Origin of the sequence: Sphingomonas sp. BLCC-B65 (assembly GCF_028550675.1) — a bacterium.
Classification (GTDB): domain Bacteria; phylum Actinomycetota; class Actinomycetes; order Actinomycetales; family Microbacteriaceae; genus Microbacterium.
Genome location: NZ_JAQQGL010000001.1, coordinates 1,294,903 through 1,316,711, shown reverse-complemented (window position 1 = coordinate 1,316,711; position 21,809 = coordinate 1,294,903). Strand labels below are relative to the sequence as shown.

The window sequence follows — 21,809 nt, the reverse complement described above, 5'->3', positions numbered from 1 at the left end:
GAGCAAATGCCCGCACCTAGCATTGAGCCTATGTGTGGAATCGTCGGTTACGTAGGTCCTCGCGACAGCCAGGCCATCCTGCTGTCCGGGCTCGCCCGCCTCGAGTACCGCGGCTACGACTCGGCCGGCATCGCCGTGATCGACGGCGGCGGTGACCTCGATATGCGCAAGCGCGCGGGCAAGCTGCAGGTGCTGCGCGACGATCTCGCCGCCCACCCGATGCCCGACGGCACGACCGGGATCGGTCACACCCGGTGGGCCACCCACGGGGGGCCGACCGACGCCAACGCGCACCCCCACCTCGCCGACGACGACAAGCTCGCTGTCATCCACAACGGCATCATCGAGAACTTCTCGGAGCTGAAGGCCGAGCTGCTCAGCGACGGGTACACGTTCCGCTCCGAGACCGACACGGAGGTCGCCGCGGTCCTCCTCGGCCGCGAGTATCAGGCCTCCGGCGATCTCGTCGCCGCCTTCCGCACCGTCGTCGCACGTTTGGAAGGCGCTTTCACCCTCCTGGCGATGCACCGCGACCAGCCCGGGCTGGTCGTCGGCGCCCGCCGCAACTCCCCCCTCGTCATCGGTCTCGGTGAGGGAGAGAACTTCCTCGGCTCCGACGTCGCCGCCTTCGTCGAGCACACCCGCCACGCCCTCGCGATCGGTCAGGACGAGATCGTCGCGATCACACCCGCCGGCGTCGAGGTGACCGACTTCACCGGCGCCCCCGTCGAGGTCGAGCCGTTCGAGGTCGTCTGGGACGCGTCGGCGGCCGAGAAGGGCGGCTGGTCCTCGTTCATGGCCAAGGAGGTCTCCGAGGAGCCCGACGCGGTCGCCAACACCATCCGTGGACGCCTGCATGACGGCACCGTGACCATTCCCGAGCTCGAGGGGCTGGACGAGCTGTTCACCGGCATCCGTCGCATCGTCGTGATCGCGTGCGGCACCGCCGCCTACGCCGGGCAGACCGGCAAGTACGCACTCGAGCAGTGGACCCGCATCCCCGTCGATGTGGAGCTCGCGCACGAGTTCCGCTACCGCGACCCGGTCATCGGCGAGGACACGCTGGTCGTCTCGATCAGTCAGTCGGGTGAGACGATGGACACCCTGATGGCCGTCAAGTACGCCCGCGAGCAGGGCGCCAAGACGCTGTCGATCTGCAACACGCAGGGAGCGACCATCCCCCGCGAGTCGGATGCCGTGATCTACACGCACGCCGGGCCCGAGGTGGCCGTCGCCTCCACGAAGGCCTTCGTCGCCCAGATCACCGCGCTGTACCTGCTGGCCCTGCACGTCGCGCGTCTTCGCGGCACGATCTCCGTGGCCGAGCAAGCGACGCACGTGCGCGAGCTCGAGGCGATCCCCGCCAAGATCCAGCGGGTGCTCGCGGAGGAGCAGACGCACATCGAGCAGTTCTCCCACTGGATGGCCGACACCCAGTCGGTGCTGTTCCTGGGGCGCCACGTGGGCTACCCGATCGCTCTGGAGGGTGCGCTCAAGCTCAAGGAGATCAGCTACATCCACGCGGAGGGCTTCGCCGCCGGCGAGCTCAAGCACGGCCCGATCGCCCTGATCGAACCCGGTCAGCCGGTCTTCGTCATCGTGCCCTCTCCGCGCGAATCGGCGGAGCTGCACAAGAAGGTCGTCTCCAACATCCAGGAGATCCGCGCCCGAGGCGCCCGCGTCATCGCCGTCGCCGAAGAGGGCGACGCCGCCGTGCTGCCGTTCGCCGACGAGGTGCTGCGCATCCCGCTGGCCGGCCCCCTGTTCGAGCCGCTCCTGGCCGTCGTGCCGCTGCACATCTTCGCCATGGGCCTCGCCACCGCGAAGGGCCTGGACGTCGACCAGCCGCGCAACCTCGCGAAGTCCGTCACCGTCGAGTAATCGCCGCCGCAGGTAGGCTGGCGGGGGCGCGCGTGCGGAGGGGGTGGATGCCGTGATCATCGGAATCGGCGTCGACCTCGTCGACATCCCGCGCTTCGAGCGGTCGCTGCAGCGCACGCCTCGGCTGCTCGAGCGGCTCTTCGCGCCGACGGAGCGGGCCCTCAGACCGCACTCGCTGGCCGCCCGCTACGCCGCCAAAGAAGCGCTGATCAAGGCTCTCGGCGGCTCGGACGGCGTGCACTGGACCGACATCGAGGTCGCGAGCGAGCCGTCCGGTCGGCCCGTCTTCGCCCTCACCGGCGAGACGGCGGCGACCGTCGCCGCGCGCGGCATCGGCGCCCTCCATCTGTCCCTCAGTCACGACGCGGGCCTGGCGACCGCGTACGTCATCGCCGAGTCGCAGGAGAGCGCATGAGCAGACTCCCCGCGGGCGTGCTGCGCGAAGCCGTCATCGACACCTCCGCGATCACCGCGAACGTGCGGCATCTGCGACAGCTCACGGCATCCGAGATCATCGCCGTCGTCAAGGCAGACGGGTACGGGCACGGCGCCGTGCGGGCGGCCCGCGCGGCACTGGAGGGCGGTGCGCGCCGCATCGGCGTCTCCGACATCGACGAGGCGCTGGCCCTGCGCCGTGCCGGCATCGATGCCCCCCTCGTCGCCTGGCTGCACGCACCCGGAGCCCGTTTCGCCGAAGCCGCCTCCCGCGGCATCGAGCTCGGCGTCTCCAGCCTCGACCAGCTGCAGGCCGCCGCCGCGGCGGCGACGGGGGATCGCCCCGTGGGCGTGCACCTGAAGATCGAGACGGGTCTCGGCCGCAACGGGCTCGCCCCCGCCGACTACGCGGTCGCCTTCGCCGAAGCGGCCCGCCTCGAGCGCATCGGGCGTCTGCGGGTCGTGGGCATCTTCAGTCATCTCTCCAACACGTCCTCCGCCGACGACCGCGCCGCGATCGAACGCTTCACGGACGGGCTCGCGCTCGCGGCATCCCACGGTCTCGCTCCGCAGCTGCGGCACATCGCCGCCTCGCACGCGGCCATCGCCCTGCCCGAGTCGCGCTTCGGGTGCGTGCGGCTCGGCATCGCGATCTACGGGCTGTCGCCGTTCGCCGACCGCACGTCCGCCGAACTGGGCCTGCGGCCGGCGATGACCCTGCGCGCTGCGGTCGCGGCGGTGCGCCGCGTGCCCGCCGGCCAGGGTGTCTCGTACGGCTACGCCTACCGCACGACGCAGCCGACCACGCTCGCGCTGATCCCCGCCGGGTATGCCGACGGTGTGCCGCGCGCGGCCTCCGGCGGCGGCGCCATCCGCATCGGCGGGGAGGTCTTCCCCGTCGCCGGCCGCATCGCGATGGACCAGTTCGTCGTCGACGTCGGCGACCACCCGGTCGCCGTGGGCGAGGAGGCGGTGCTGTTCGGCGACCCGACGCTCGGGGCGCCGCCGGTGGAGGTGTGGGCGGATGCCGCCGGCACCATCAACTACGAGATCGTCACCCGCATCGGTCCGCGCGTGCCGCGGCGCGAGGGGTCGGCGTGAGCTCACCGATGCGCGCGGGGCCCGCGTCCTGCGGGAATCCGCGACCCGTCCGCGGTGTTGCACGCCAGCGGAGAGAAGACGAAACGGTGATCGCATGAGCGGATTGGATGAGTTCGTCGGGCAGCGCGAGATCGCCTCGCCCGCAGAGATGGAAGAACTGGGTCGGGCTTTCGGCCGCGCGCTGGGCGCCGGTGATCTGGTCGTGCTCACGGGGCCGCTGGGCGCGGGTAAGACGACGTTGACGCGCGGTATCGCCGCCGAGCTGGGGGTGCGCGGCCGCGTGCAGAGCCCGACCTTCGTCATCGCCCGCACCCACCCCTCGCTCGCCGACGGTCCCGCGCTCGTGCACGTCGACGCCTACCGGCTCGGCACCGACGGCGAGCTCGACGATCTGGACATCGACTTCGCCCACGCGGTCGTCGTCGCCGAGTGGGCGGCGCCGTTCGCGGACGCCGTGGCCGACCGCTGGTGGGAGGTCGAGATCGACCGGGGCTGGAGCGGCACCGGCGTCGACAACGCCTGCGGCACCGCCGGTCCCCACATGGCCGCGATGGAGGACGCCGCACCACGGCTCGTCCGCATCACCCGCCACGGGTGAGCGCTCCGGCGCGCGCTCACCCCGATTACCCTGGAGGGGTGATCCTCGGCATCGACACCTCGCTCGGCACCGCCGTCGGCGTCGTCGATCCCGACGGCGCGGTCCGCGCCGACCGCACCAGCGACAACCCACTCGGCCACGCCGAAGTCATCGGCGACCTCCTGCGCGACGCGCTCGCCGACGCGGCCCGGGGCCCGATCGGACAGACCGGGGCGGTAGAGCCGGTCAGCCTCACACACGTCGCCGCCGGTATGGGGCCGGGCCCCTTCACGGGGCTGCGGGTGGGTATCGCAGCCGCGCGCGCCTTCGCTCTCGCGCGGAACCTTCCGGTCGTCGCCGTGCCCAGTCACGACGCGGCGGCCCTGGCGATCCTCCTCGACGATGCCCTCGCCGATCCGTACGCCGAGGCGCGCCGGTTCGCCGTCGTCACCGACGCCCGCCGGCGTGAGGTCGCGTACTCGGTCTACGAGGGCATGGATGCCGACGGTCTTCCGATCCGCGCGACGGGACCGGCCCTGGCCCTGCGCGCCGAGATCGACGCGGTGCTGGCGGCGCAGCGGGCGCAGCGTGTCGATGTGACCGCGGTCAGCGCGGCCATGCTCGCCGTCGTCGCGGCGCGCGCCGTCGCCGCGGGACGCGAGCTCGCCGGTGCCGAGCCGTTGTACCTGCGTGCTCCCGACGTGACGCTGCCGAAGAGCGTCATCCGCCCGGGCGTCGAGGGGCGCGCATGACGCTGCGCGACGCCACCGTCGACGACCTCGCGGAGATCATGGACCTCGAACGCGCGTCGTTTCCGACTGACGCGTGGAGCGAGCCGATGATGCGCGAAGAGCTGCTCTCACCCCACGCGCACTACCTGGTCGACGTCGAGGCGGGACGGTTGCTCGCATACGGCGGGGTGCGCGCCGTCGCGCGCGCCGCCGATGCCGACATCCAGACGATCACCGTCGCCGCGTCCGCGCGGGGCCGCGGGCGGGGGCGGACCTTGCTGCGGGCGCTGCTGAAGGCAGCGCGGCAGCGCGGGGCGCGCGAGGTGTTCCTCGAGGTGCGTGCCGACAACCCGACCGCCGCCGCACTGTACGTCTCAGAGGGGTTCCTCGAGATCGCGCGTCGCCCCCGCTACTACCAGCCCGACGACGTGGATGCCGTCGTCATGAAGCTCGATCTCGTCGCCTGGGCCGCCGAGCGGCACGCGCAGACGCAGATCGGGGGAGTGTGCTCATGACCGTTCGTGAACCGCTTGTGCTCGGCATCGAGACCAGTTGCGACGAGACCGGCATCGGCATCGTCCGGGGCCGCACCCTGCTCAGCAACACCATCTCGAGCTCGATGGACGAGCACGCCCGCTTCGGTGGGGTGGTGCCCGAGGTCGCCGCCCGGGCGCACCTCGAAGCTCTGCAGCCGGCGATCGATGCCGCCGTCGCCGAGGCCGGCATCGCCCTCACCGACGTGGATGCCGTCGCCGTCACGAGCGGGCCCGGTCTCGCCGGAGCGCTCATGGTCGGCATCGGCGCCGCCAAAGCGCTCGCCGTCGGCCTCGACAAGCCGCTGTACGCCGTCAACCACCTCGTCGGGCACATCGCCGCCGATCTGCTCACCGGCGAGGACGTCGACTACCCCACCGTCGCGCTGCTGGTCAGCGGCGGACACACCTCGCTGCTGCTCGTCCGCGATCTCGTGAGCGATGTGGAGCTTCTCGGCGAGACCCTCGACGACGCCGCCGGTGAGGCCTTCGACAAGATCGCCCGGATTCTCGGACTGCCCTACCCCGGCGGACCGGAGATCGACCGCGCCGCGGCGGGCGGCGACCCGGCCGCCATCCACTTCCCGCGCGGGCTGTCGCGCGCCTCCGACATGGCGGCGCACCGCTACGACTTCTCCTTCTCCGGTCTGAAGACGGCCGTGGCGCGCTGGGTCGAGCAGGCCGAGGCCTCGGGGCAGCAGGTCGCGGTGGGAGATGTCGCGGCATCCTTCCGCGAAGCCGTCGTCGATGTGCTCGTCACCAAAGCACTCGATGCGTGCGCGCAGCACGGCGTGCCGCGCCTGCTGCTCGGGGGCGGCGTCATCGCCAACCGGCGCCTGCGCGAGGTCGCGCTGGCGCGCGCGGCCGAAGCGGGAGTCGCCGTGCGCATCCCGCCGCTGAGCCTGTGCACCGACAACGGGGCCATGATCGCCGCGCTCGCGTCGGAGCTGATCGCGAGTGGACGCGCTCCCTCGAGCCTCGCCTTCGGTGCCGACTCGACGTTGCCGGTGACCGAGATCCAGGTCGCCGGGGAGGCCACGGGATGAGCGACGACCGCCCCGACACGGCGCCCGACGACGTTCCGCCGCCGCGCATCGACGCCCGTCTGGAGGCGCCATCGGCCGACGTCGCGCCCGCGGGCACGGCGGCCCTGCCCGGAGCGCATCGCGGCGGCTTCCAGCGCGAACTCACCGAGCCGGTGCCGGTTGCGGTCGGCGCGCCGGTGGAGCCGGATGCCGCGACCACGGGGTCGTGGACACCCGAACCTGACGTGCGCTGGGCGCCGACGCCGCCGGTGCTGCCTCGCAGCGCCTCGTGGGCTCTCGCCCTCGCCGTCGTGGCACTGATCGTCTCGCTGGTCGTCGGCTGGGGCGTGCTCATCGGCATCCTGGCCGCGGTGCTCGCCGTGGTCGCGCTGCGCCGTCCCTGGGAGAGTCGGGCCGTCGCGGTCTGGGCGCTGTGCCTGAGCCTGCTGTCGCTCGCCTACAGCGCGGGCTGGCTGTGGTGGGCGTCGACCCAGGGGCCGCTGTTCGGCTGACGGCGCCGCGCCGGCGCGATCGGCGTCAGCGGGTGACGCGCTCGGCGAGCAGCGCGACGCGTGAGGTCCCCGCACGCGTGAGGATGAGCGTCGCGGCGCGCGGACCGGTCAGCTTCAGCTGGGTGCGAAGGATGGCGGGGTCGACGTCGACGCCGCGCTTCTTGATCTCCAGCGTTCCGATCTCCCGCTCGCGCAGGGCGCGCCGGAGCGCCTTCACATCCGAGGGCAGCTCCTCCAGGATGCGGAAGGACTGCACGAAGGGGCTCGTGATCTCGGCATCGGAGGTCAGGTAGGCGATGCCGGGGGCGAGCATTCCGGCGTCGAGGCGGCGAGCCACCTCGCCGATGAGGCGCGCACGGATGACAGCGCCCTCCGGCTCGTGGACGAAGGCGCCGAGCGGCCGTGTCTCGGCATCCTCGGCATCGGACGCAGCGGTCAGCTCGGCGGCGCTGTCGGAGCGGACGACGAGGGCCGAGCGGCGAACACCGTCGCGAGCGAGCGTTCCGGTCCAGACCACGAGCTCGATCGTCGACCCGTCGACGCTGATCCACTGCGCCTCCGCATCCGCGGGGATCTGTGCCCGGTCGAAGGCCGGTCCGAGTTTGATGCCCGCGGGCATCCGCTGCGCCAGCGCGAAGACCCATTCCAGCGGCGGCGACCAGTCGCCCGCGGCGACCCGCACCGTTTCGGTATGGCCGGCCGTGCGTCGGGCCGGATCGAGCCACACCGCCTCGACGCCGTCGAGGGCGACCTCCTCGGCGCGGGCATGGCGCACGGTCGCGGACTCGCCGAACGGGGCGAGGTTGTACGCGGCCAGGGCGGCCGTGGTCTCGTCGGCGTCGACCGCGAGCACGTCGAGGCCGATCCCGGCGAACGCGAGCGCATCCCCGCCGATGCCGCAGCCGAGGTCGGCGACGCGGTGCACTCCGGCGTCGCGGAACCGGCCCGCGTGGCGGGCGCCCACCGACAGCCGTGTGGCCTGTTCGAGACCCGCCCGCGTGAACAGCATGCGGTCGGCGAACGCCCCGAACTTCGCGCGCGCCCGCGTCCGCAGCCGCGCCTGGCCGACGGCGGCCGAGACGAGCTCGGGCGACAGCCCCTGCGCCCGCAGCCGTGACACGGTGCGCGCCACCTCGTCGGCGGAGTCGATGGCACCGAGCTCATCGGCCAGCCGCAGCCCCTCGGGGGTGAGCAGGGCGGTGAGCTCGGCGCGTTCCATCCCGCCAGCCTATGCGGGGCGGCTCAGCACCCGCTCACCTTCGTCCAGCGCGATGCCGACGTCTGCTGCAGACTCGTCACGGTCGCATCCCCCTGCCCCAGGTAGTCCAGGCTGCCCACCGCGTAATACGGGTTGTAGGGATTGACGCCGTAGCTGGTCGCCCGGCCCGCGGCCTTGTGGGCGGCATTGGTCGCGCTCACGCACGTCGCGCCCGGTGCGGTCGGCGTCGGGCTGGGGCTCGCGGTCGGCGTGGCCGTCGGCGTCGGCGTGGGCGTCGGCGTCGGACTCGGTGTCGCCGCGCGGTCGACCCGCCGGTTGTGCGCGAAGAAGAAGCCGGTCACGTACGCGGGGTAGTCGATGCTGTTGGTCGAGACGTACGAGCCGCCCGGCCCGCCGCCGGCCGGCCAGTTGTGACCGAGGCCGGTGTTCTGGATGAGCGAGACGCGCGGACCCGCGGCATCCGCGTACATCGTGCCCGACCCCGCCGTGTTGGTGCCGGCCAGCCCCGCCAGCGAGAACGTCGACGACGACCCGGCGCCGTAGATGCCGGCCATGATCTGCGCGTTGAGAGTGTTGTAGCCCGTCGCGACCGTGGTGTCATTCGATCCGTAGATCACCGAGGTGAGCTGGCTCGAGAACGATGCGGATGCCGAGCCGGCGAAGGTGCGGCACGTGGCCGTGCCCTGAGCCTGCGAGACGGCGACGCTGCCGATCTGTCCCGACGTCGTGCCGACGGTCGGTCCGGCATTGATGCCGATGCCGGCGAACACGTCGGGGGCGAGGCACCCCATCACCATGGTCTCGCCGCCGCCGGAGGACAGGCCCGAGAGGTACACCTGCGCCGGGTCGATGCCGAGCGCCGCGCGGCCGGTGAGCGCCGACACCAGCGCCAACAGGTTGTCGTCATGGCGGGCGGGTGCGGTGCGCGAATGGTTGCCGTCGTAGTAGTCCCAGCATCCGAGCACCACACCCCCGCCCGGGGCGTCGGGAAGGGCGACGACCATGCCGTACTGCTCCGCCGTCGCGACCCAGTTGCCGGCGGTCTGCAGGGTCGACGCCGTCTGCACGCACCCGTGCAGGCTGATCATCAGCGCGCGGCCGTTGCCCAGGGTCGCGGCGCTCGCCGGCGTGTAGAGCCGCACGCTCATGCCCGCGATCGACTCGGTCGTCCACGACCCCGTCGCCGCCGCAGCGGGGCTCGCGGCCGGTGCGGCCAGGAGGGCGCCGACAGCCAGGGCCGCCGCCGTCAGGGCCGCGGCCAGCGCGCGTCGCCGCCGATGAGCGGGGTGATCCGTCGTGAGGTCGGGGGTGGTCATCGGTCGACTCCGATCCCGCTCCCGCCATCGTCCGGGCACCGTTGCCCGGTCGTCCCGGTCGTGGGAGCGCAGGTCCGATGGTAAGTGAAACATGATTCATGTAACAGGGGGGGTGGCGGTCTCGCAGAGTTGGCACTCGCGTTGCACGAGTGCCAGCCGCGCTCTAGACTTCTGTTAGCACTCCACCCCTGTGGGTGCTAACGAGTCTTGAAGCATCACGCCCAGCAAGAAAGAGGTAGACCGTGTCGGTTTCCATCAAGCCGCTCGAGGACCGCATCGTCATCAAGCAGGTCGAGGCTGAGCAGGTCACGTCCAGTGGCCTCGTCATCCCTGACACCGCCAAGGAGAAGCCCCAGGAGGGCGAGGTCGTGGCCGTGGGCCCCGGCCGCATCGACGACAACGGCAACCGCGTGCCGCTCGACGTCGCCGTCGGTGACCGCGTCATCTACAGCAAGTACGGCGGCACCGAGGTGAAGTTCGGCGGCGACGAGTTCCTCGTCCTGTCGGCCCGCGACGTTCTGGCGGTCGTCGTCCGCTGACGATCGCACACGACGATGGCCCCCGGGGTAGCCCGGGGGCCATCGTCGTTAACGCGGATTGGCGGAGGAACGACGACCAACGGCAGGATGCCTCGGCATCCGTCGGTCCGAACATGTCACGACCGTCGTAGGCTTTCTCTCATGACACCCGCCGAGACCGCACGTGAAGAGCGGCGCGGGGAGATCTCCGCCTTCGCGGCGTACTTCCTCTGGGGATTCATGCCCCTCTACTTCCTGCTGCTGGCGCCCATCAGGCCGTGGGAGATCGTCGTCTGGCGCATTCTCTTCTCCCTCGCGTTCTGCGCGATCCTGCTGACGCTCACCCGCACGTGGGGCAAGCTCATCGCGATCCTGCGTGATCGACGGCTCGTGTTCTGGACGATCATCGCGGGCCTGCTGATCTACGTGAACTGGCAGGTGTTCCTGATCGGCATCCTCACCGGGCACGTCATCGAGGGGAGCCTCGGGTACTTCATCAACCCGATCGTGACCGTGCTGCTGGGCGTGATCGTGCTGAAGGAGCGTCTGCGGCTGGCGCAGTGGATCGCGATCGGGTTCGCGGGCCTGGCCGTGATCGTCATCATCGTCGCCTACGGATCCTTCCCCTGGATCGCGCTGACCCTGGCGGCGAGCTTCGGCACCTACGGTCTCGTGAAGAAGCAGATCGGTCCTCGGGTCGATGCGATCAGCGGCCTCACCCTGGAATCTCTCTGGCTCACCCCGATCGCCCTCATCCAGCTGGTCGTGGTCGCCGCCACCACCGGCCTCGTCTTCGGCACCCAGGGCGCCGGGCACACCGTTCTCGTCACCCTTGCCGGCGTCGTCACCGCTGTTCCGCTGCTGCTGTTCGCCGCGGGTGCGCGACGGGCACCGCTCACCGTGATCGGCTTGCTGCAGTTCGTCGCCCCCATCCTGCAGTTCATCACCGGCGCGTGGATCCTGCACGAGCCGATGCCGCTCGAACGCTGGATCGGGTTCGCGCTGGTGTGGGTCGCGCTGGTCGTGCTGAGCGTCGATTCCGTGGTGTCGTCGCGGCGGGCCCGAAACGTCTCGGACGTCGCCGATCTGGTCTGAGAACGTCTCGACGACGTGAGCGGCGCCCGCGCGACGTTCATAACGATTGCGTCGCGGTGCTTCTCTTCGATGCGTGCGCGAAACATCCTGGTGACACAGCAGGTTTAGCGTTCAAGCCAGACCGCGGAGCCCGTGCGCCGCGCGATGTCATCGAAGAAAGGGAAGAACCCATGGTTCATCGCAACAAGGCGCTCATCGCCGCGTTTGCGCTCGCGGGCGCCGCGTCGCTCGCCCTCGCAGGGTGCTCCAGCTCGGGCGGAGGCGGCACCACGTCGGCTCCCACGGCAACCTCGACGGGGTCGGCGGACCCTGCCGCCGCCTGCACGCCCGGCACGCCCTCGACCGGACCGTTCACTCTCGCGACGATCCTGCCGCAGACCGGTTCGCTGGCCTACCTCAACCCGCCCGCCGAGGCCGGCTACGGCCTCGCCGTCGAAGACATCGACGCCGCCGGCGGCGTGCTCGGTCAGCCGATCAAGGTCGGCCCGATCACCGACTCCGGCGCCTCGTCCGACCTGTCGGTCTCCACCGCCTCGGCTGCGCAGATCGCCTCCTCCGACGCGCAGGTCGTGCTCGGTGCCGAGTCCTCGAGCGTCAGCCTCAACTTCGTCGACACCATCGTCTCGAAGTGCAAGGTGCAGATCTCGCCCGCGAACACCGCGACCGAGCTCTCCGGCTACTCCAGCTACTACTTCCGCACCGCCCCGCCGGACACGGTGCAGGGCTCGGCGCTGGGCAACCTCGTCATCGGTGACGGCGTGCAGAAGGTCGCCTTCATCGTCTTCAACGACGCCTACGGCACCGGCCTGCGCGATGTCGTCGAAGAGACCGTCACGAAGGCGGGCGGCGAAGTCGTCTACGGCGCCAAGGGCAAGGGTCAGGAGTTCGCTCCCGGTCAGAAGACGTTCTCGTCCGAGGTGTCGGCGGCTCTGGCGGCCAAGCCCGACGCGATCGTGATCCTCGCCTTCGACGAGACCAAGCAGATCGTCCCCGAGCTCAAGGCTCAGGGCTTCGACCTGTCGAAGACCTACCTCGTCGACGGCAACACGGCCGACTACAGCAAGGACTTCGAGGCGGGCACGCTCACCGGCGCCCAGGGCACCATCCCCGGCGCCCAGCCCGACCCCGAGTTCAAGCAGCGCCTCGTGGACTTCTACAAGAAGACCGCGAACGCCGACCTGAAGGACTTCTCGTACGCTCCCGAGTCCTACGACGCCATCGTGCTCGCGGCACTGGCCGCCGAGAAGGGCAAGGGCACCGACGGTCCGACGATCCAGGCGAACCTCGCCGCGGTCTCGGGCACCACCAACGGTGAGAAGTGCTCCGACTACGCCTCGTGCCTCGCGCTCATCAAGAGCGGCAAGGACATCACCTACACGGGTAAGGCGGGCATCGGTCCGTTCAACTCCCAGAACGACCCGTCGAGCGCCTACATCGGCATCTACAAGTTCGACGCGAACAACACTCCCGTCTTCCAGAAGTCCATCCAGGGCTCCGTGAACTGACACCTGCGCACGACGGAAGGGGCGGATGCCGCGGCATCCGCCCCTTCTTCGTGTCTCGGCGCGCAGCCGGCGGGTGAATACGCTCGCCGCGGCATCCGTTCTCCCGTCGCCAGCGCCGTCAACAGATGCGGATGCGGTCAACGGATGCGGATGCCGCGCCGTTCGGCGTCCGCATCCGTTGCGCATCTCCGTATCCAGCACCGCGCCGCGCGCGCCGCGCACGCAGAAGGGGCCTCGCCGACACGGCGAGGCCCCTTCTGTCCCTGAGCGGTCAGTCCGAGTGCGACGCCTCGACATCCGCGGCGAGCGTGCCGAGGTACAGCTCGATGACCTTCGGGTCTTTCGCGAGTTCGCGTCCCGCGCCCTCGTAGGCGTTGCGGCCCTGGTCGAGGACGTACGCGCGGTCGCAGATCTGCAGGCAGCGACGGGCGTTCTGCTCCACCATGATGATGGTCACACCGGTCTTGTTGATCTCCCGCGTGCGGATGAACGTCTCGTCCTGGCGAACGGGGGACAGGCCCGCGCTGGGCTCGTCCAGCAGCAGCACCTTCGGCTTCATCATGAGGGCGCGCGCCATGGCGACCGACTGGCGCTCGCCGCCGGAGAGCGATCCGGCGCGCTGCTTGCGACGCTCGCCCAGCACGGGAAAGAGCTCCCAGATCTCGGCGACGCGGCTCTGGAACTCCTTGGGTCGCAAGAACATGCCCATCTGCATGTTCTCCTCGATCGTCAGGGAGGGAAAGACGTTGTTCGTCTGGGGAACGAAGCCGATCCCTGCCTGCACCAGCTGGTTGGCCTTCTGGTTGGTGATGTCCTCGCCCTCCAGCGTCACGGCGCCGGAGCGGACGTTGACGAGGCCGAAGAGGGCCTTCAGCAGCGTCGACTTGCCGGCGCCGTTGGGGCCGATGATTCCGACGAGCTCGCCAGGAAACGCCTCCAGGGTGCAGTCGTTGAGGATGTTGACGCCCGGCAGGTAGCCGGCGACGAGGCTGTCGGCCTTGACGACCGGCGTCGCCGTCGGTGCCTCGGGCGCAGCCGCGGCGGATGGCATGCTCATTTGTGGTCGTCCTCCTGCTCGGCCTCGGCTTCGACCTCGGCCTCGATCTGGGTGATGAGGCCCGTGTTCACGGCGGCATCGTCGCCGAGATCGGTGTCGTGATACGCGCCCAAGTAGGCGTCGATCACGGCCGGGTTCTTCATGACGCGCTCCGGATCGCCCTCGGCGACGACCTCGCCCTGGGCCATGACGACCACCCAGTCGGAGATGTGGCGCACCATGTGCATGTCGTGCTCGACGAACAGCACGGTCGTCCCGTCGTTGCGCAGCGCCTGGATGTGCTCGAGCAGGCTCTGCGTCAGCGCGGGGTTGACCCCGGCCATGGGCTCGTCGAGCATGATCATCTTCGGATCGCTCATCAAGGCCCGAGCCATCTCGAGAAGCTTCTTCTGCCCGCCGGAGAGGCTTCCGGCCATGTCGTCGCGCTTGGTGTCGAGCTTGAAGCGCTGCAGCAGCTCCTCGGCTTTGGCGATGTTCGCCTTCTCGGCGCCGCCCCACAGCGGCTTGACGAGGCCGACCGCCAGGTTCTCACCGGGGTTGTCCTTCGCGCCGATCAGCATGTTGTCGAGCACCGTCATGCGCGACAGTGCCTTCGTCAGCTGGAACGTGCGCACCATGCCGGCACGGGCCACCTTGGATGCCGCGGTGTTGCCGAGCGTGCGTCCGTCGAACGACCACTTGGCAGCCTCGGCCGGCGAAGGCCCCCCGAAGAGCTTCTTCGCCGACGACGGCTTGTCGAAGCCGGTGATGAGGTTGAAGAACGTGGTCTTGCCGGCGCCGTTCGGGCCGATCAGCGCCGTGATCGCGCCGCGCTGCACCTCGAGGTGGTCGACGTCGACGGCCGTCATCCCGCCGAAGCGTCGCACGATGTTGTCGACCACGAGGATGGGATCGGGCTTGGCCGAGCCGGGCGTCTCCGCGACGTTCAGCAGCGTGGAGCGGATGGCCTGTGTGATTGCGCCGGGCTCCTGCGAGACCGGAACGGCGCGGTCGGCGGTCTGGTCAGGCATTGAAGCTCAACTCCTTCTTATTGCCGAGGATGCCCTGTGGTCGGAAGATCACCAGCAGCATGAGAGCGATGCCGATCAGCACCCACGACAGCCACTGCGTCTGCTGCGTGTTGAGGATCGACGCCGGGATGTACTCGCCGGCGATCTGCACGATCGCGATGCGCACGACGAAGAAGATGATCGATCCGAGCAGCGGGCCGAAGATCGTGGCGGCGCCGCCCAGCAGCATGATCGTCCACAGGTTGAACGTGAGCGGGCGGCCGAAGCCGTCGGGCTGCACGGAGGCCGGCAGCACCACCAGGATGCCGGCGATGCCGCCGAGCACCCCGCCGATGATGAGCGCCTGCATCTTGTAGGAGTACGAGCTCTTGCCGAGGCTGCGTACGGCGTCCTCGTCCTCGCGGATGCCCTTGAGCACGCGACCCCACGGGCTGCGCATGGCCAGCCAGGTGAACAGCAGGGCGATGGCGACGAGGGTCCACGCGACCAGGCGCGTCCACCAGTCGTTGCCCGACCCCGGGTCGGTGTTGGGGTAGGAGAACCACAGGATCTGCGTGGTGCCCGGAGGCAGGATCGACAGGCTCGTGAACGCCCCGCGGTATTCGGGTCCGACGAGGCCCGTCGACCCGCCGGTCACGTCGGCGAGAGCGGACAGGCGTCCGACCATGCGCACGATCTCGGCCGCACAGATCGTGACGATCGCGAGGTAGTCGCCGCGCAGTCGCAGGGTCGGGATGCCGAGCACGAAGGCGAAGACGACACACGCCACGATCGCGACGAGAACCCCCAACCAGAAGCCGCCGCCGTTGATGACGGTGATCGCGAACCCGTAGGCGCCGAGGAGCATGAAGCCCGCCTGCCCCATGTTCATGAGCCCCGTGTATCCGAAGTGGATGTTGAGGCCGATCGCCGCGATGACGTACGCGGCGGTGATCGGCGCGATCGCGGTCTCGGTGAGCTGCTGCAGCAGCGTGATCCAGAAGTCCATGGCCCTCTCCTTAGCCGACTCGCTCGGCGCGGCCGAAGATGCCCTGCGGCCGGAACAGCAGGATGACGATGAGCAGTGCGAGCGCCGTGGCGTACTTCAGATCGCCCGGCAGCCAGATGTTCGTGAGTTCGACGATGAGGCCGATGACCATCGCACCGGCGAACGCGCCGAACGCGGTGCCGAGCCCGCCGAGGGTGACGGCTGCGAACAGCAGCAGCAGCAGTTGTCCGCCGGTCTCCCAGCCGATGCCGTTGAGGACGAGGCCGAGCAGCACGCCGGCCAAGCCCGCGAGGCCCGAGGCGAGGATCCACACGCCACGGATCACCTTGTCGACGTCGATGCCGGATGCCGAGGCCAGCGCCGGGTTGTCGGAGACCGCGCGCGTGGCGCGACCGAAGCGCGTGTACATCAGGCCGAGCCCGACCGCCGCGATGGCGACGATCGCGATTCCCATCGCGACGTACGACTGGATGGTCAGGGTGACGCCGAGGATCGTCACCGTCGCCGGGTTCGACTTGTCGATGCGCACCGTTCCCGCGCCGATCCACAGCTGCACGACGTACTGCAGGGCGATCGACAGGCCGATCGACACGATCATCATCTGGGTCAGGCTCAGCCGGCGCCGCCGCAACGGCTTCCACAGCGCGGCATCCTGCACCCATCCCAGCGCCGCCATCACGACGACGGCGAGGCCGCCGCCGAGCCAGAGGTTGCCGGTGAGGGAGGTGAGGAACCAGGCGAGCACACCGCCGATGGTGACGAGCTCGCCGTGGGCGAAGTTGCTGAGGCCGGTGGTGCCGAAGATGAGCGACAGCCCCAGCGAGGCGAGTGCCAGAAGCAGGCCCAGGCGGATGCCCTGCACCGCTTGCTGCCAGAACCGCGGCCAGTCGAACGCGCTCGCGCTGGCGGCGGCGCCGTCCGGGCTGTCGGAGAGCTTGAAGATCGCCGAGACGTCGGAGTGCAGCGTCACGCTGACCTCGCGCGAGTCGGCGCCGTCGAGGTACTGGCCCTGGACAAGAGTCGCGGCATCCACCTTCACCGTGTAGGTGCCGTCCTTCGTGACGGCGAACACCCACCGTCCGGCGCTGTCGGTCGTCGTGGTCGGGCTGGCGCCGACGCCGGGGCCGGAGATCGTCAGTCCCACACCCACCGCGGGTGAGCCGTCGCTCTGGCGGATCGTGCCCTGCACGCACGCCGTGGACGCATCGGCGGAGCACGATGCCGCAGCGGCTGCAGCGGGCTGTGCCGGCAGCAGCACCGCCAGCAGCGTGATCGCGGCGAACAGAAGGGAGACGAGGAGGGCGACTCGTCGTCGCGGATGGACCCCGAGTCTCGCTGAGGACACGAGCATGGCACTCCACTCTGAAATCGACGGCGGCCATCCGGACGGTCGCTCGTTGGTGGGTCGAGGCTACGACCCGGATGTGTCGCGCGTGTTTCGCACAAGAACGTCGTCGCTCCGTCGTTGGAGCTTCGTCGGGGTGCGCATCGTCGCGTGGAGAAACGCTCCCTCAGATGCCGCCCCGCGTCAAGAGGCGAAACGTTCACGTGAACGTATCGAGATGTCCGGGGCGAGCCGCGCGCCGGACGGGCCGGGAGTATCCGCGGAATGCGCGGAGGTCGCCGCGACTTACAATCGGTATACCCGCCTTTCGCGCGCGCGATACACACGCGACCCGCGCGCGCCGCACATGCCAGACACAGGAGAGCACGTGGAGCACAACGACCCGTTCGGTTTCGTCGGATTGACCTATGACGACGTGCTCCTGCTGCCGGGGCACACCGACGTCATCCCCTCCGAGGCCGACACGTCGTCGCGGGTCACCCGCCGCATCACGGTCGCCACCCCGCTGCTGTCGGCGGCGATGGACACCGTCAGCGAGGCGCGGATGGCCATCGCCATGGCTCGCGAGGGTGGACTCGGCATCCTGCATCGCAACCTCGCCATCGCCGAGCAGGCCGCGATGGTCGACCAGGTCAAGCGCAGCGAGTCGGGCATGATCACCGACCCGATCACGACCACTCCGGACGCGACGATCGAAGAGGTCGACACGCTCTGCGGCCAGTACCGCATCTCGGGTCTTCCCGTCGTCGACGACGAGGGGCGACTGCTGGGCATCATCACCAACCGCGACATGCGCTTCGTCTCGGGCTTCGAGCGCCAGACGACGAAGGTTCGCGACGTCATGACCAGCGAGGGCCTCGTGACCGGTCGCGTCGGCATCGGCGCCAACGAGGTCATCGCCCTGTTCGCGCAGCACCGCGTCGAGAAGCTGCCGCTCATCGACGATGACGGCAAGCTGGCGGGCCTCATCACGATCAAGGACTTCGACAAGAGCGAGAAGTACCCGCTGGCGACGAAGGACGACCAGGGGCGCCTGCGCGTCGGTGCGGCGATCGGCTTCTTCGGCGACGCGTGGGAGCGCGCCGAGGCCCTGCGCGACGCGGGTGTCGACGTCATCGTCGTCGACACCGCCAACGGGCAGTCTCAGGGTGTCATCGACATGGTCCGTCGCCTCAAGGCGGATGAGTCGTTCGCGCACATCGACGTCATCGGCGGCAACGTCGCGACCCGGGAGGGCGCACAGGCGCTCATCGAGGCGGGCGTGGATGCCGTCAAGGTCGGCGTCGGCCCGGGTTCGATCTGCACCACCCGCATCGTCGCGGGCGTCGGCGTGCCCCAGGTCACCGCGATCTGGGAGGCCTACCAGGCGGCGCGCGAGGCCGACATCCCGGTCATCGCCGACGGCGGTCTGCAGTACTCGGGCGACATCGCGAAGGCGCTCGTCGCCGGTGCCGACACCGTCATGCTGGGATCGCTCCTGGCCGGCACGGACGAGTCGCCGGGTGAGATCGTCTTCCAGGGCGGCAAGCAGTTCAAGCTCTACCGCGGCATGGGATCGCTCGGGGCGATGCAGACCCGCGGCAAGAAGACGTCGTACTCGAAGGACCGCTACTTCCAAGCGGACATCCCCAGCGACGACAAGCTGATCCCCGAGGGCATCGAGGGTCAGGTGGCCTATCGCGGCCCGGTGTCGGCCGTGGCCTACCAGCTCGTCGGCGGCCTGCGGCAGTCGATGTTCTACGTCGGCGCCCGCACCATCGAGGAGCTGAAGGCGCGCGGCAAGTTCGTCCGCATCACCGCGGCCGGGCTCAAGGAGAGCCACCCGCACGACGTGCAGATCGTCGTCGAGGCGCCCAACTACAAGCGCTGAGCGCGGTCCGCGGCATCCGCGGCATCCATGGTGTCACGAACTCCGCAGATTCGCACGAACTCCGCATCCATTCGCGTTATCGGGTGCGGAGTTCGTCACATTCTGCGGGGTTCGTGAACGAGGCTCGCGCCGGACCGGCGTGCCCGGTTCGCGCGGGCGGGCCGCGACCGGTTAGGCTGGTCGGCTCTGCGCCCGCACCGCGGCGAGGGCGGAAGGACCCGCTGTGGGCTACATCGACATCGCCGCCGTCTCCTTCGTGCTGCCGGACGGCCGCCCGCTTCTCGACGAGGTGACGTTCCGGGTGGCCGACGGCAAGACGACGGCCCTCATCGGCCCCAACGGGGCCGGCAAGACCACGCTCCTGCGCCTCATCCGCGGTGAGCTCGCCCCGCAGTCCGGCGTCGTCACGATCGACGGCGGACTGGGCGTCATGGACCAGTTCGTCGGTCACGGCACGGCGGAGCAGTCCATCCACGATCTGCTCGTCTCGGTCGCCCCGGCGCGCGTCGGTGCCGCCGCACGCGAGCTCGAGGATGCCGAGGCCGCCATCATCGACCGCGACGATCTCGACACGCAGATGCGCTACGCGAGCGCTCTGGCGGACTACGCCGAAGCGGGCGGCTACGAGTACGAGACCGTCTGGGACACCTGCACGATCGCGGCTCTCGGCATCCCGTTCGCCCGCGCCCGGTTCCGAGCGCTGACCAGCCTCTCGGGCGGCGAGCAGAAACGTCTCGCACTCGAAGCGCTGCTGCGCGGACCCGACGAGGTGCTGCTGCTCGACGAGCCCGACAACTACCTCGATGTGCCCGGCAAGCGCTGGCTCGAAGAGCGTCTGCGCGAGACCCCGAAGACCGTGCTGCTCGTGTCCCACGACCGCGAGCTGCTGGCGCGTGCCGCCGACCGCATCGTGACGTTGGAGCCGGGCGGCGCGGGCAGCAGTGCCTGGGTGCACGGCGGCGGCTTCGACGGCTACCACGCCGCGCGCGAAGACCGGATGGCTCGACTCGACGAGCTGCGCCGCCGGTGGGATGAGCAGCACCTCAAACTGCAGCGGTTCGTCGCCGACATGAAGGCGAAGGCGGCCGCCAGTGACGAGTTCGCCTCCCGTTACCGTGCCGCCCAGACTCGGCTTCGTCGTTTCGAAGACGCGGGCCCGCCCGAAGAGCGTCCGCCCGCGCAGAACCTCGATCTGCGCCTGCGCGGAGCGCGCACCGGCAAGCGCGCGGTCGTCGCCGAGCAGCTGGAGTTGACGGGCTTGATGAAGCCGTTCGACCTGGAGGTGTGGTTCGGCGATCGCATCGCCGTGCTCGGCTCGAACGGGTCGGGCAAGTCCCACTTCCTGCGGCTGCTGGCTCGCGGCGGCACCGATCCCGACGCTCTCCTCGGCCACGTCACCGAGGTCGGCGTCGCGCTCGAGCCGGTCGCCCACAGCGGGCGCGCCGTGCTCGGCGCCCGTGTGCGGCCCGGGTGGTTCGCCCAGACGCACCGCCATCCCGAGTACGTCGGGCGCTCGCTCCTCGACATCCTCCACCGCGGCGACGACCGCAGATCCGGGATGCCGCGGGATGCCGCAAGCTCGGCGCTCGACCGCTACGGCCTGGTCCGTCAGGCGGAGCAGAGCTTCGACAGCCTGTCGGGCGGGCAGCAGGCGCGCTTCCAGGTGCTGCTGCTGGAGCTGTCGGGCGCGACGCTGCTGCTGCTGGACGAGCCCACCGACAACCTCGACCTCGTGTCGGCGGAGGCGCTCGAAGAGGCGCTCGGCCGGTTCGAGGGCACGGTGCTGGCGGTCACGCACGATCGCTGGTTCGCGCGTTCCTTCGATCGCTTCCTGGTCTTCGGCGCGGACGGTCGGGTCGTCGAGTCCGATGAGCCGGTCTGGGACGAGACCCGGGTGGCGCGGGCGCGATAGGGGCGCGCCCGCGGTCGTCGGTCAGGCGCCCGGCAGACGGAACGGCTCGGCCGCGCGCGCGTCGGCATCGAGCACGAGATCCGCGAGGGTGGCCCCCACCCCCGGCGCGAACTTGAAGCCCTGCCCCGAGAATCCGGCGCCCACCACCACCGGTCCGACCCGGTCGAGCACGAACGCCTCGGTCGGTGTCGTCGTATAGGTGCAGGAGATCGGCACGGCGGTGTCGGCGTCGAGGCCGGGGAACCACTCGCGGACGTAGTCGCGCAGCTCGCGCTGGAGCACCGGCCGGTGCGGGCGCCGGTCGGGATCGACCTCGTCGCCGATGCCGTGGAAGCCGACCTTCACGCCCTCGCCGGGCGTCGGCATGCCGTAGACGTTCGCCGGCTGCGAGCCCGGAGCGACGAAATGGTTGAACGAGGGCCAGGGGCCCGTGGAGGTCGTCGTGAAATGCGCCGGCGTCTCCTCCGTCACCCGCAGCGGCGGGAGGGGGATGCCGAGGTCGGCGAGAAGCCTCGAGGTCCAGGCGCCCACGGTCACGACGAGCACGTCGGCGCGCAGCGTCTCGGCGTCCGTCACCACGGTCGCGCCGTCGGCATCGGCCGCGACCGCGCGCACGCGCGTGTTCCACCGCACCTCGCCGCCGCCGGCGACGATGCGGCGCTCGAGCTCTCGCAGGGTCGCCGCCGCCCGGGCGACGCCGGCGTCGGGCGAGAACAGCACCGTGTCCTCGAAGCGCATCCCCGGCCAGCGCCGGCCGGCCGTCGCGCCGTCGAGGATCTCCGCCGGGATGCCGCGGGAAGCCAGCTCGCTCGCGATCGCCGGCAGATCGCGCGCCGTCGCGCTGCCGAGCGCGAGTCCCGACCCGTGCGAGACGAGCCCGTGCAGTCGTAGCAGCGGTTCGCCCTCCACCGTGCCGAGCGCGTCCCAGCCCTCGCGCGCGCGGACGAGCAGGTCGAGGTAGTGGGCGTCGCCGTACGCATTGTTGAAGTTGCGGGTCTCGCCGTGCGAGGCGCCCTCGTGGTGGCCGCGGGCGAACCGCTCCAGCACGATCGGGCGCTCGCCGCGGCGCACCAGCTGCCACGCGGTCGCCAACCCCATGACTCCGCCGCCCACGACGATGATGCGTTCCGACATGGCATCCCTTCTCCCGGTGCTCCCATCCTGCCGCGCCGACGCCGG

The 21,809-nt window shown here is 70.4% G+C and carries 20 protein-coding genes; 13 read left to right on the top strand and 7 right to left on the bottom strand.

Features of this window, described 5'->3' with window-relative positions; genetic code table 11:
- Positions 1–30: 30 nt before the first annotated feature.
- From glmS to PP359_RS06295, 8 genes are all read left to right on the top strand, one after another.
- Entirely contained in the window at positions 31–1,881 is a 1,851-nt protein-coding gene (gene glmS, locus PP359_RS06330; protein WP_499250131.1) for a glutamine--fructose-6-phosphate transaminase (isomerizing), read from the top strand.
- Between the two features lie 52 nt (positions 1,882–1,933).
- Positions 1,934–2,296 (top strand): holo-ACP synthase, encoded by a 363-nt coding sequence (locus PP359_RS06325; protein ID WP_036318303.1) that lies wholly within the window; start codon positions 1,934–1,936, stop codon positions 2,294–2,296.
- Entirely contained in the window at positions 2,293–3,417 is a 1,125-nt protein-coding gene (gene alr, locus PP359_RS06320; protein ID WP_294979621.1) for an alanine racemase, read from the top strand. Before PP359_RS06325 ends, alr begins: the two co-directional genes overlap by 4 nt.
- A 94-nt stretch (positions 3,418–3,511) precedes the next feature.
- Positions 3,512–4,015: a tRNA (adenosine(37)-N6)-threonylcarbamoyltransferase complex ATPase subunit type 1 TsaE gene (gene tsaE, locus PP359_RS06315; protein ID WP_039413335.1), complete on the top strand. Its 504-nt coding sequence runs from the start codon at positions 3,512–3,514 to the stop codon at positions 4,013–4,015.
- A 38-nt stretch (positions 4,016–4,053) separates the two neighbouring features.
- Positions 4,054–4,746 carry a tRNA (adenosine(37)-N6)-threonylcarbamoyltransferase complex dimerization subunit type 1 TsaB gene (tsaB, locus tag PP359_RS06310; RefSeq protein WP_294981699.1) on the top strand — a complete coding sequence of 231 codons (693 nt, stop codon included), beginning with the start codon at positions 4,054–4,056 and terminating at the stop codon, positions 4,744–4,746.
- The gene (gene rimI, locus PP359_RS06305; protein WP_294981697.1) at positions 4,743–5,240 is read left to right on the top strand and encodes a ribosomal protein S18-alanine N-acetyltransferase; all 498 of its coding nucleotides are present in this window, start codon (positions 4,743–4,745) and stop codon (positions 5,238–5,240) included. Before tsaB ends, rimI begins: the two co-directional genes overlap by 4 nt.
- Positions 5,237–6,304 carry a tRNA (adenosine(37)-N6)-threonylcarbamoyltransferase complex transferase subunit TsaD gene (tsaD, locus tag PP359_RS06300; RefSeq protein ID WP_039413420.1) on the top strand — a complete coding sequence of 356 codons (1,068 nt, stop codon included), beginning with the start codon at positions 5,237–5,239 and terminating at the stop codon, positions 6,302–6,304. Before rimI ends, tsaD begins: the two co-directional genes overlap by 4 nt.
- The gene (locus tag PP359_RS06295; protein WP_112932462.1) at positions 6,301–6,795 is read left to right on the top strand and encodes a hypothetical protein; all 495 of its coding nucleotides are present in this window, start codon (positions 6,301–6,303) and stop codon (positions 6,793–6,795) included. Before tsaD ends, PP359_RS06295 begins: the two co-directional genes overlap by 4 nt.
- A 25-nt stretch (positions 6,796–6,820) precedes the next feature.
- Here PP359_RS06295 and PP359_RS06290 read toward each other — a convergent pair whose 3' ends face one another.
- Together PP359_RS06290 and PP359_RS06285 are read right to left on the bottom strand one after the other, a co-directional pair.
- Positions 6,821–8,014 carry a class I SAM-dependent methyltransferase gene (locus PP359_RS06290; RefSeq protein WP_112932463.1) on the bottom strand — a complete coding sequence of 398 codons (1,194 nt, stop codon included), beginning with the start codon at positions 8,012–8,014 and terminating at the stop codon, positions 6,821–6,823.
- A 23-nt stretch (positions 8,015–8,037) separates the two neighbouring features.
- On the bottom strand, positions 8,038–9,330 hold the full coding sequence (locus PP359_RS06285) for an extracellular catalytic domain type 1 short-chain-length polyhydroxyalkanoate depolymerase (protein WP_294981693.1): 1,293 nt from the start codon (positions 9,328–9,330) through the stop codon (positions 8,038–8,040).
- A gap of 242 nt (positions 9,331–9,572) precedes the next feature.
- Here PP359_RS06285 and groES point away from each other — a divergent pair, with 242 nt between their 5' ends.
- The 3 genes from groES (at position 9,573) to PP359_RS06270 (ending at position 12,448) form a co-directional block, all read left to right on the top strand.
- Positions 9,573–9,869, top strand: coding sequence for a co-chaperone GroES (gene groES, locus PP359_RS06280; protein ID WP_005050391.1), 297 nt, complete (start codon positions 9,573–9,575; stop codon positions 9,867–9,869).
- Positions 9,870–10,010: 141 nt separating this feature from the next.
- Complete coding sequence (gene rarD / locus PP359_RS06275; protein ID WP_499250130.1) at positions 10,011–10,943, top strand: EamA family transporter RarD; 933 nt, start codon at positions 10,011–10,013, stop codon at positions 10,941–10,943.
- A gap of 170 nt (positions 10,944–11,113) precedes the next feature.
- Positions 11,114–12,448, top strand: a complete 1,335-nt coding sequence (locus PP359_RS06270) for an ABC transporter substrate-binding protein (RefSeq protein WP_499250129.1) — start codon at positions 11,114–11,116, stop codon at positions 12,446–12,448.
- Between the two features lie 271 nt (positions 12,449–12,719).
- On the opposite strand, the gene PP359_RS06265 is transcribed toward PP359_RS06270, so the two are convergent.
- Genes PP359_RS06265 through PP359_RS06250 form a run of 4 tightly spaced genes read right to left on the bottom strand, consistent with a single transcriptional unit; the run spans position 12,720 to position 16,854 of the window.
- Positions 12,720–13,505 carry an ABC transporter ATP-binding protein gene (locus tag PP359_RS06265; RefSeq protein WP_005050387.1) on the bottom strand — a complete coding sequence of 262 codons (786 nt, stop codon included), beginning with the start codon at positions 13,503–13,505 and terminating at the stop codon, positions 12,720–12,722.
- A complete protein-coding gene (locus PP359_RS06260) occupies positions 13,502–14,515 on the bottom strand; it encodes an ABC transporter ATP-binding protein (protein ID WP_112932467.1) in 1,014 nt (337 codons plus the stop codon). The genes PP359_RS06265 and PP359_RS06260 overlap by 4 nt, the downstream gene beginning before the upstream one ends.
- Positions 14,508–15,503: a branched-chain amino acid ABC transporter permease gene (locus tag PP359_RS06255; RefSeq protein WP_036322111.1), complete on the bottom strand. Its 996-nt coding sequence runs from the start codon at positions 15,501–15,503 to the stop codon at positions 14,508–14,510. Before PP359_RS06255 ends, PP359_RS06260 begins: the two co-directional genes overlap by 8 nt.
- Positions 15,504–15,513: 10 nt before the next feature.
- Positions 15,514–16,854, bottom strand: a complete 1,341-nt coding sequence (locus PP359_RS06250; protein WP_112932468.1) for a branched-chain amino acid ABC transporter permease — start codon at positions 16,852–16,854, stop codon at positions 15,514–15,516.
- Positions 16,855–17,215: 361 nt separating this feature from the next.
- Here PP359_RS06250 and guaB point away from each other — a divergent pair, with 361 nt between their 5' ends.
- Together guaB and PP359_RS06240 are read left to right on the top strand one after the other, a co-directional pair.
- Positions 17,216–18,718, top strand: coding sequence for an IMP dehydrogenase (guaB, locus tag PP359_RS06245; RefSeq protein WP_039413362.1), 1,503 nt, complete (start codon positions 17,216–17,218; stop codon positions 18,716–18,718).
- A gap of 223 nt (positions 18,719–18,941) precedes the next feature.
- Entirely contained in the window at positions 18,942–20,630 is a 1,689-nt protein-coding gene (locus PP359_RS06240) for an ABC-F family ATP-binding cassette domain-containing protein (protein ID WP_295820660.1), read from the top strand.
- A gap of 21 nt (positions 20,631–20,651) precedes the next feature.
- On the opposite strand, the gene PP359_RS06235 is transcribed toward PP359_RS06240, so the two are convergent.
- Entirely contained in the window at positions 20,652–21,764 is a 1,113-nt protein-coding gene (locus PP359_RS06235) for an FAD-dependent oxidoreductase (RefSeq protein WP_499250128.1), read from the bottom strand.
- Between the last annotated feature and the right edge of the window lie 45 nt (positions 21,765–21,809).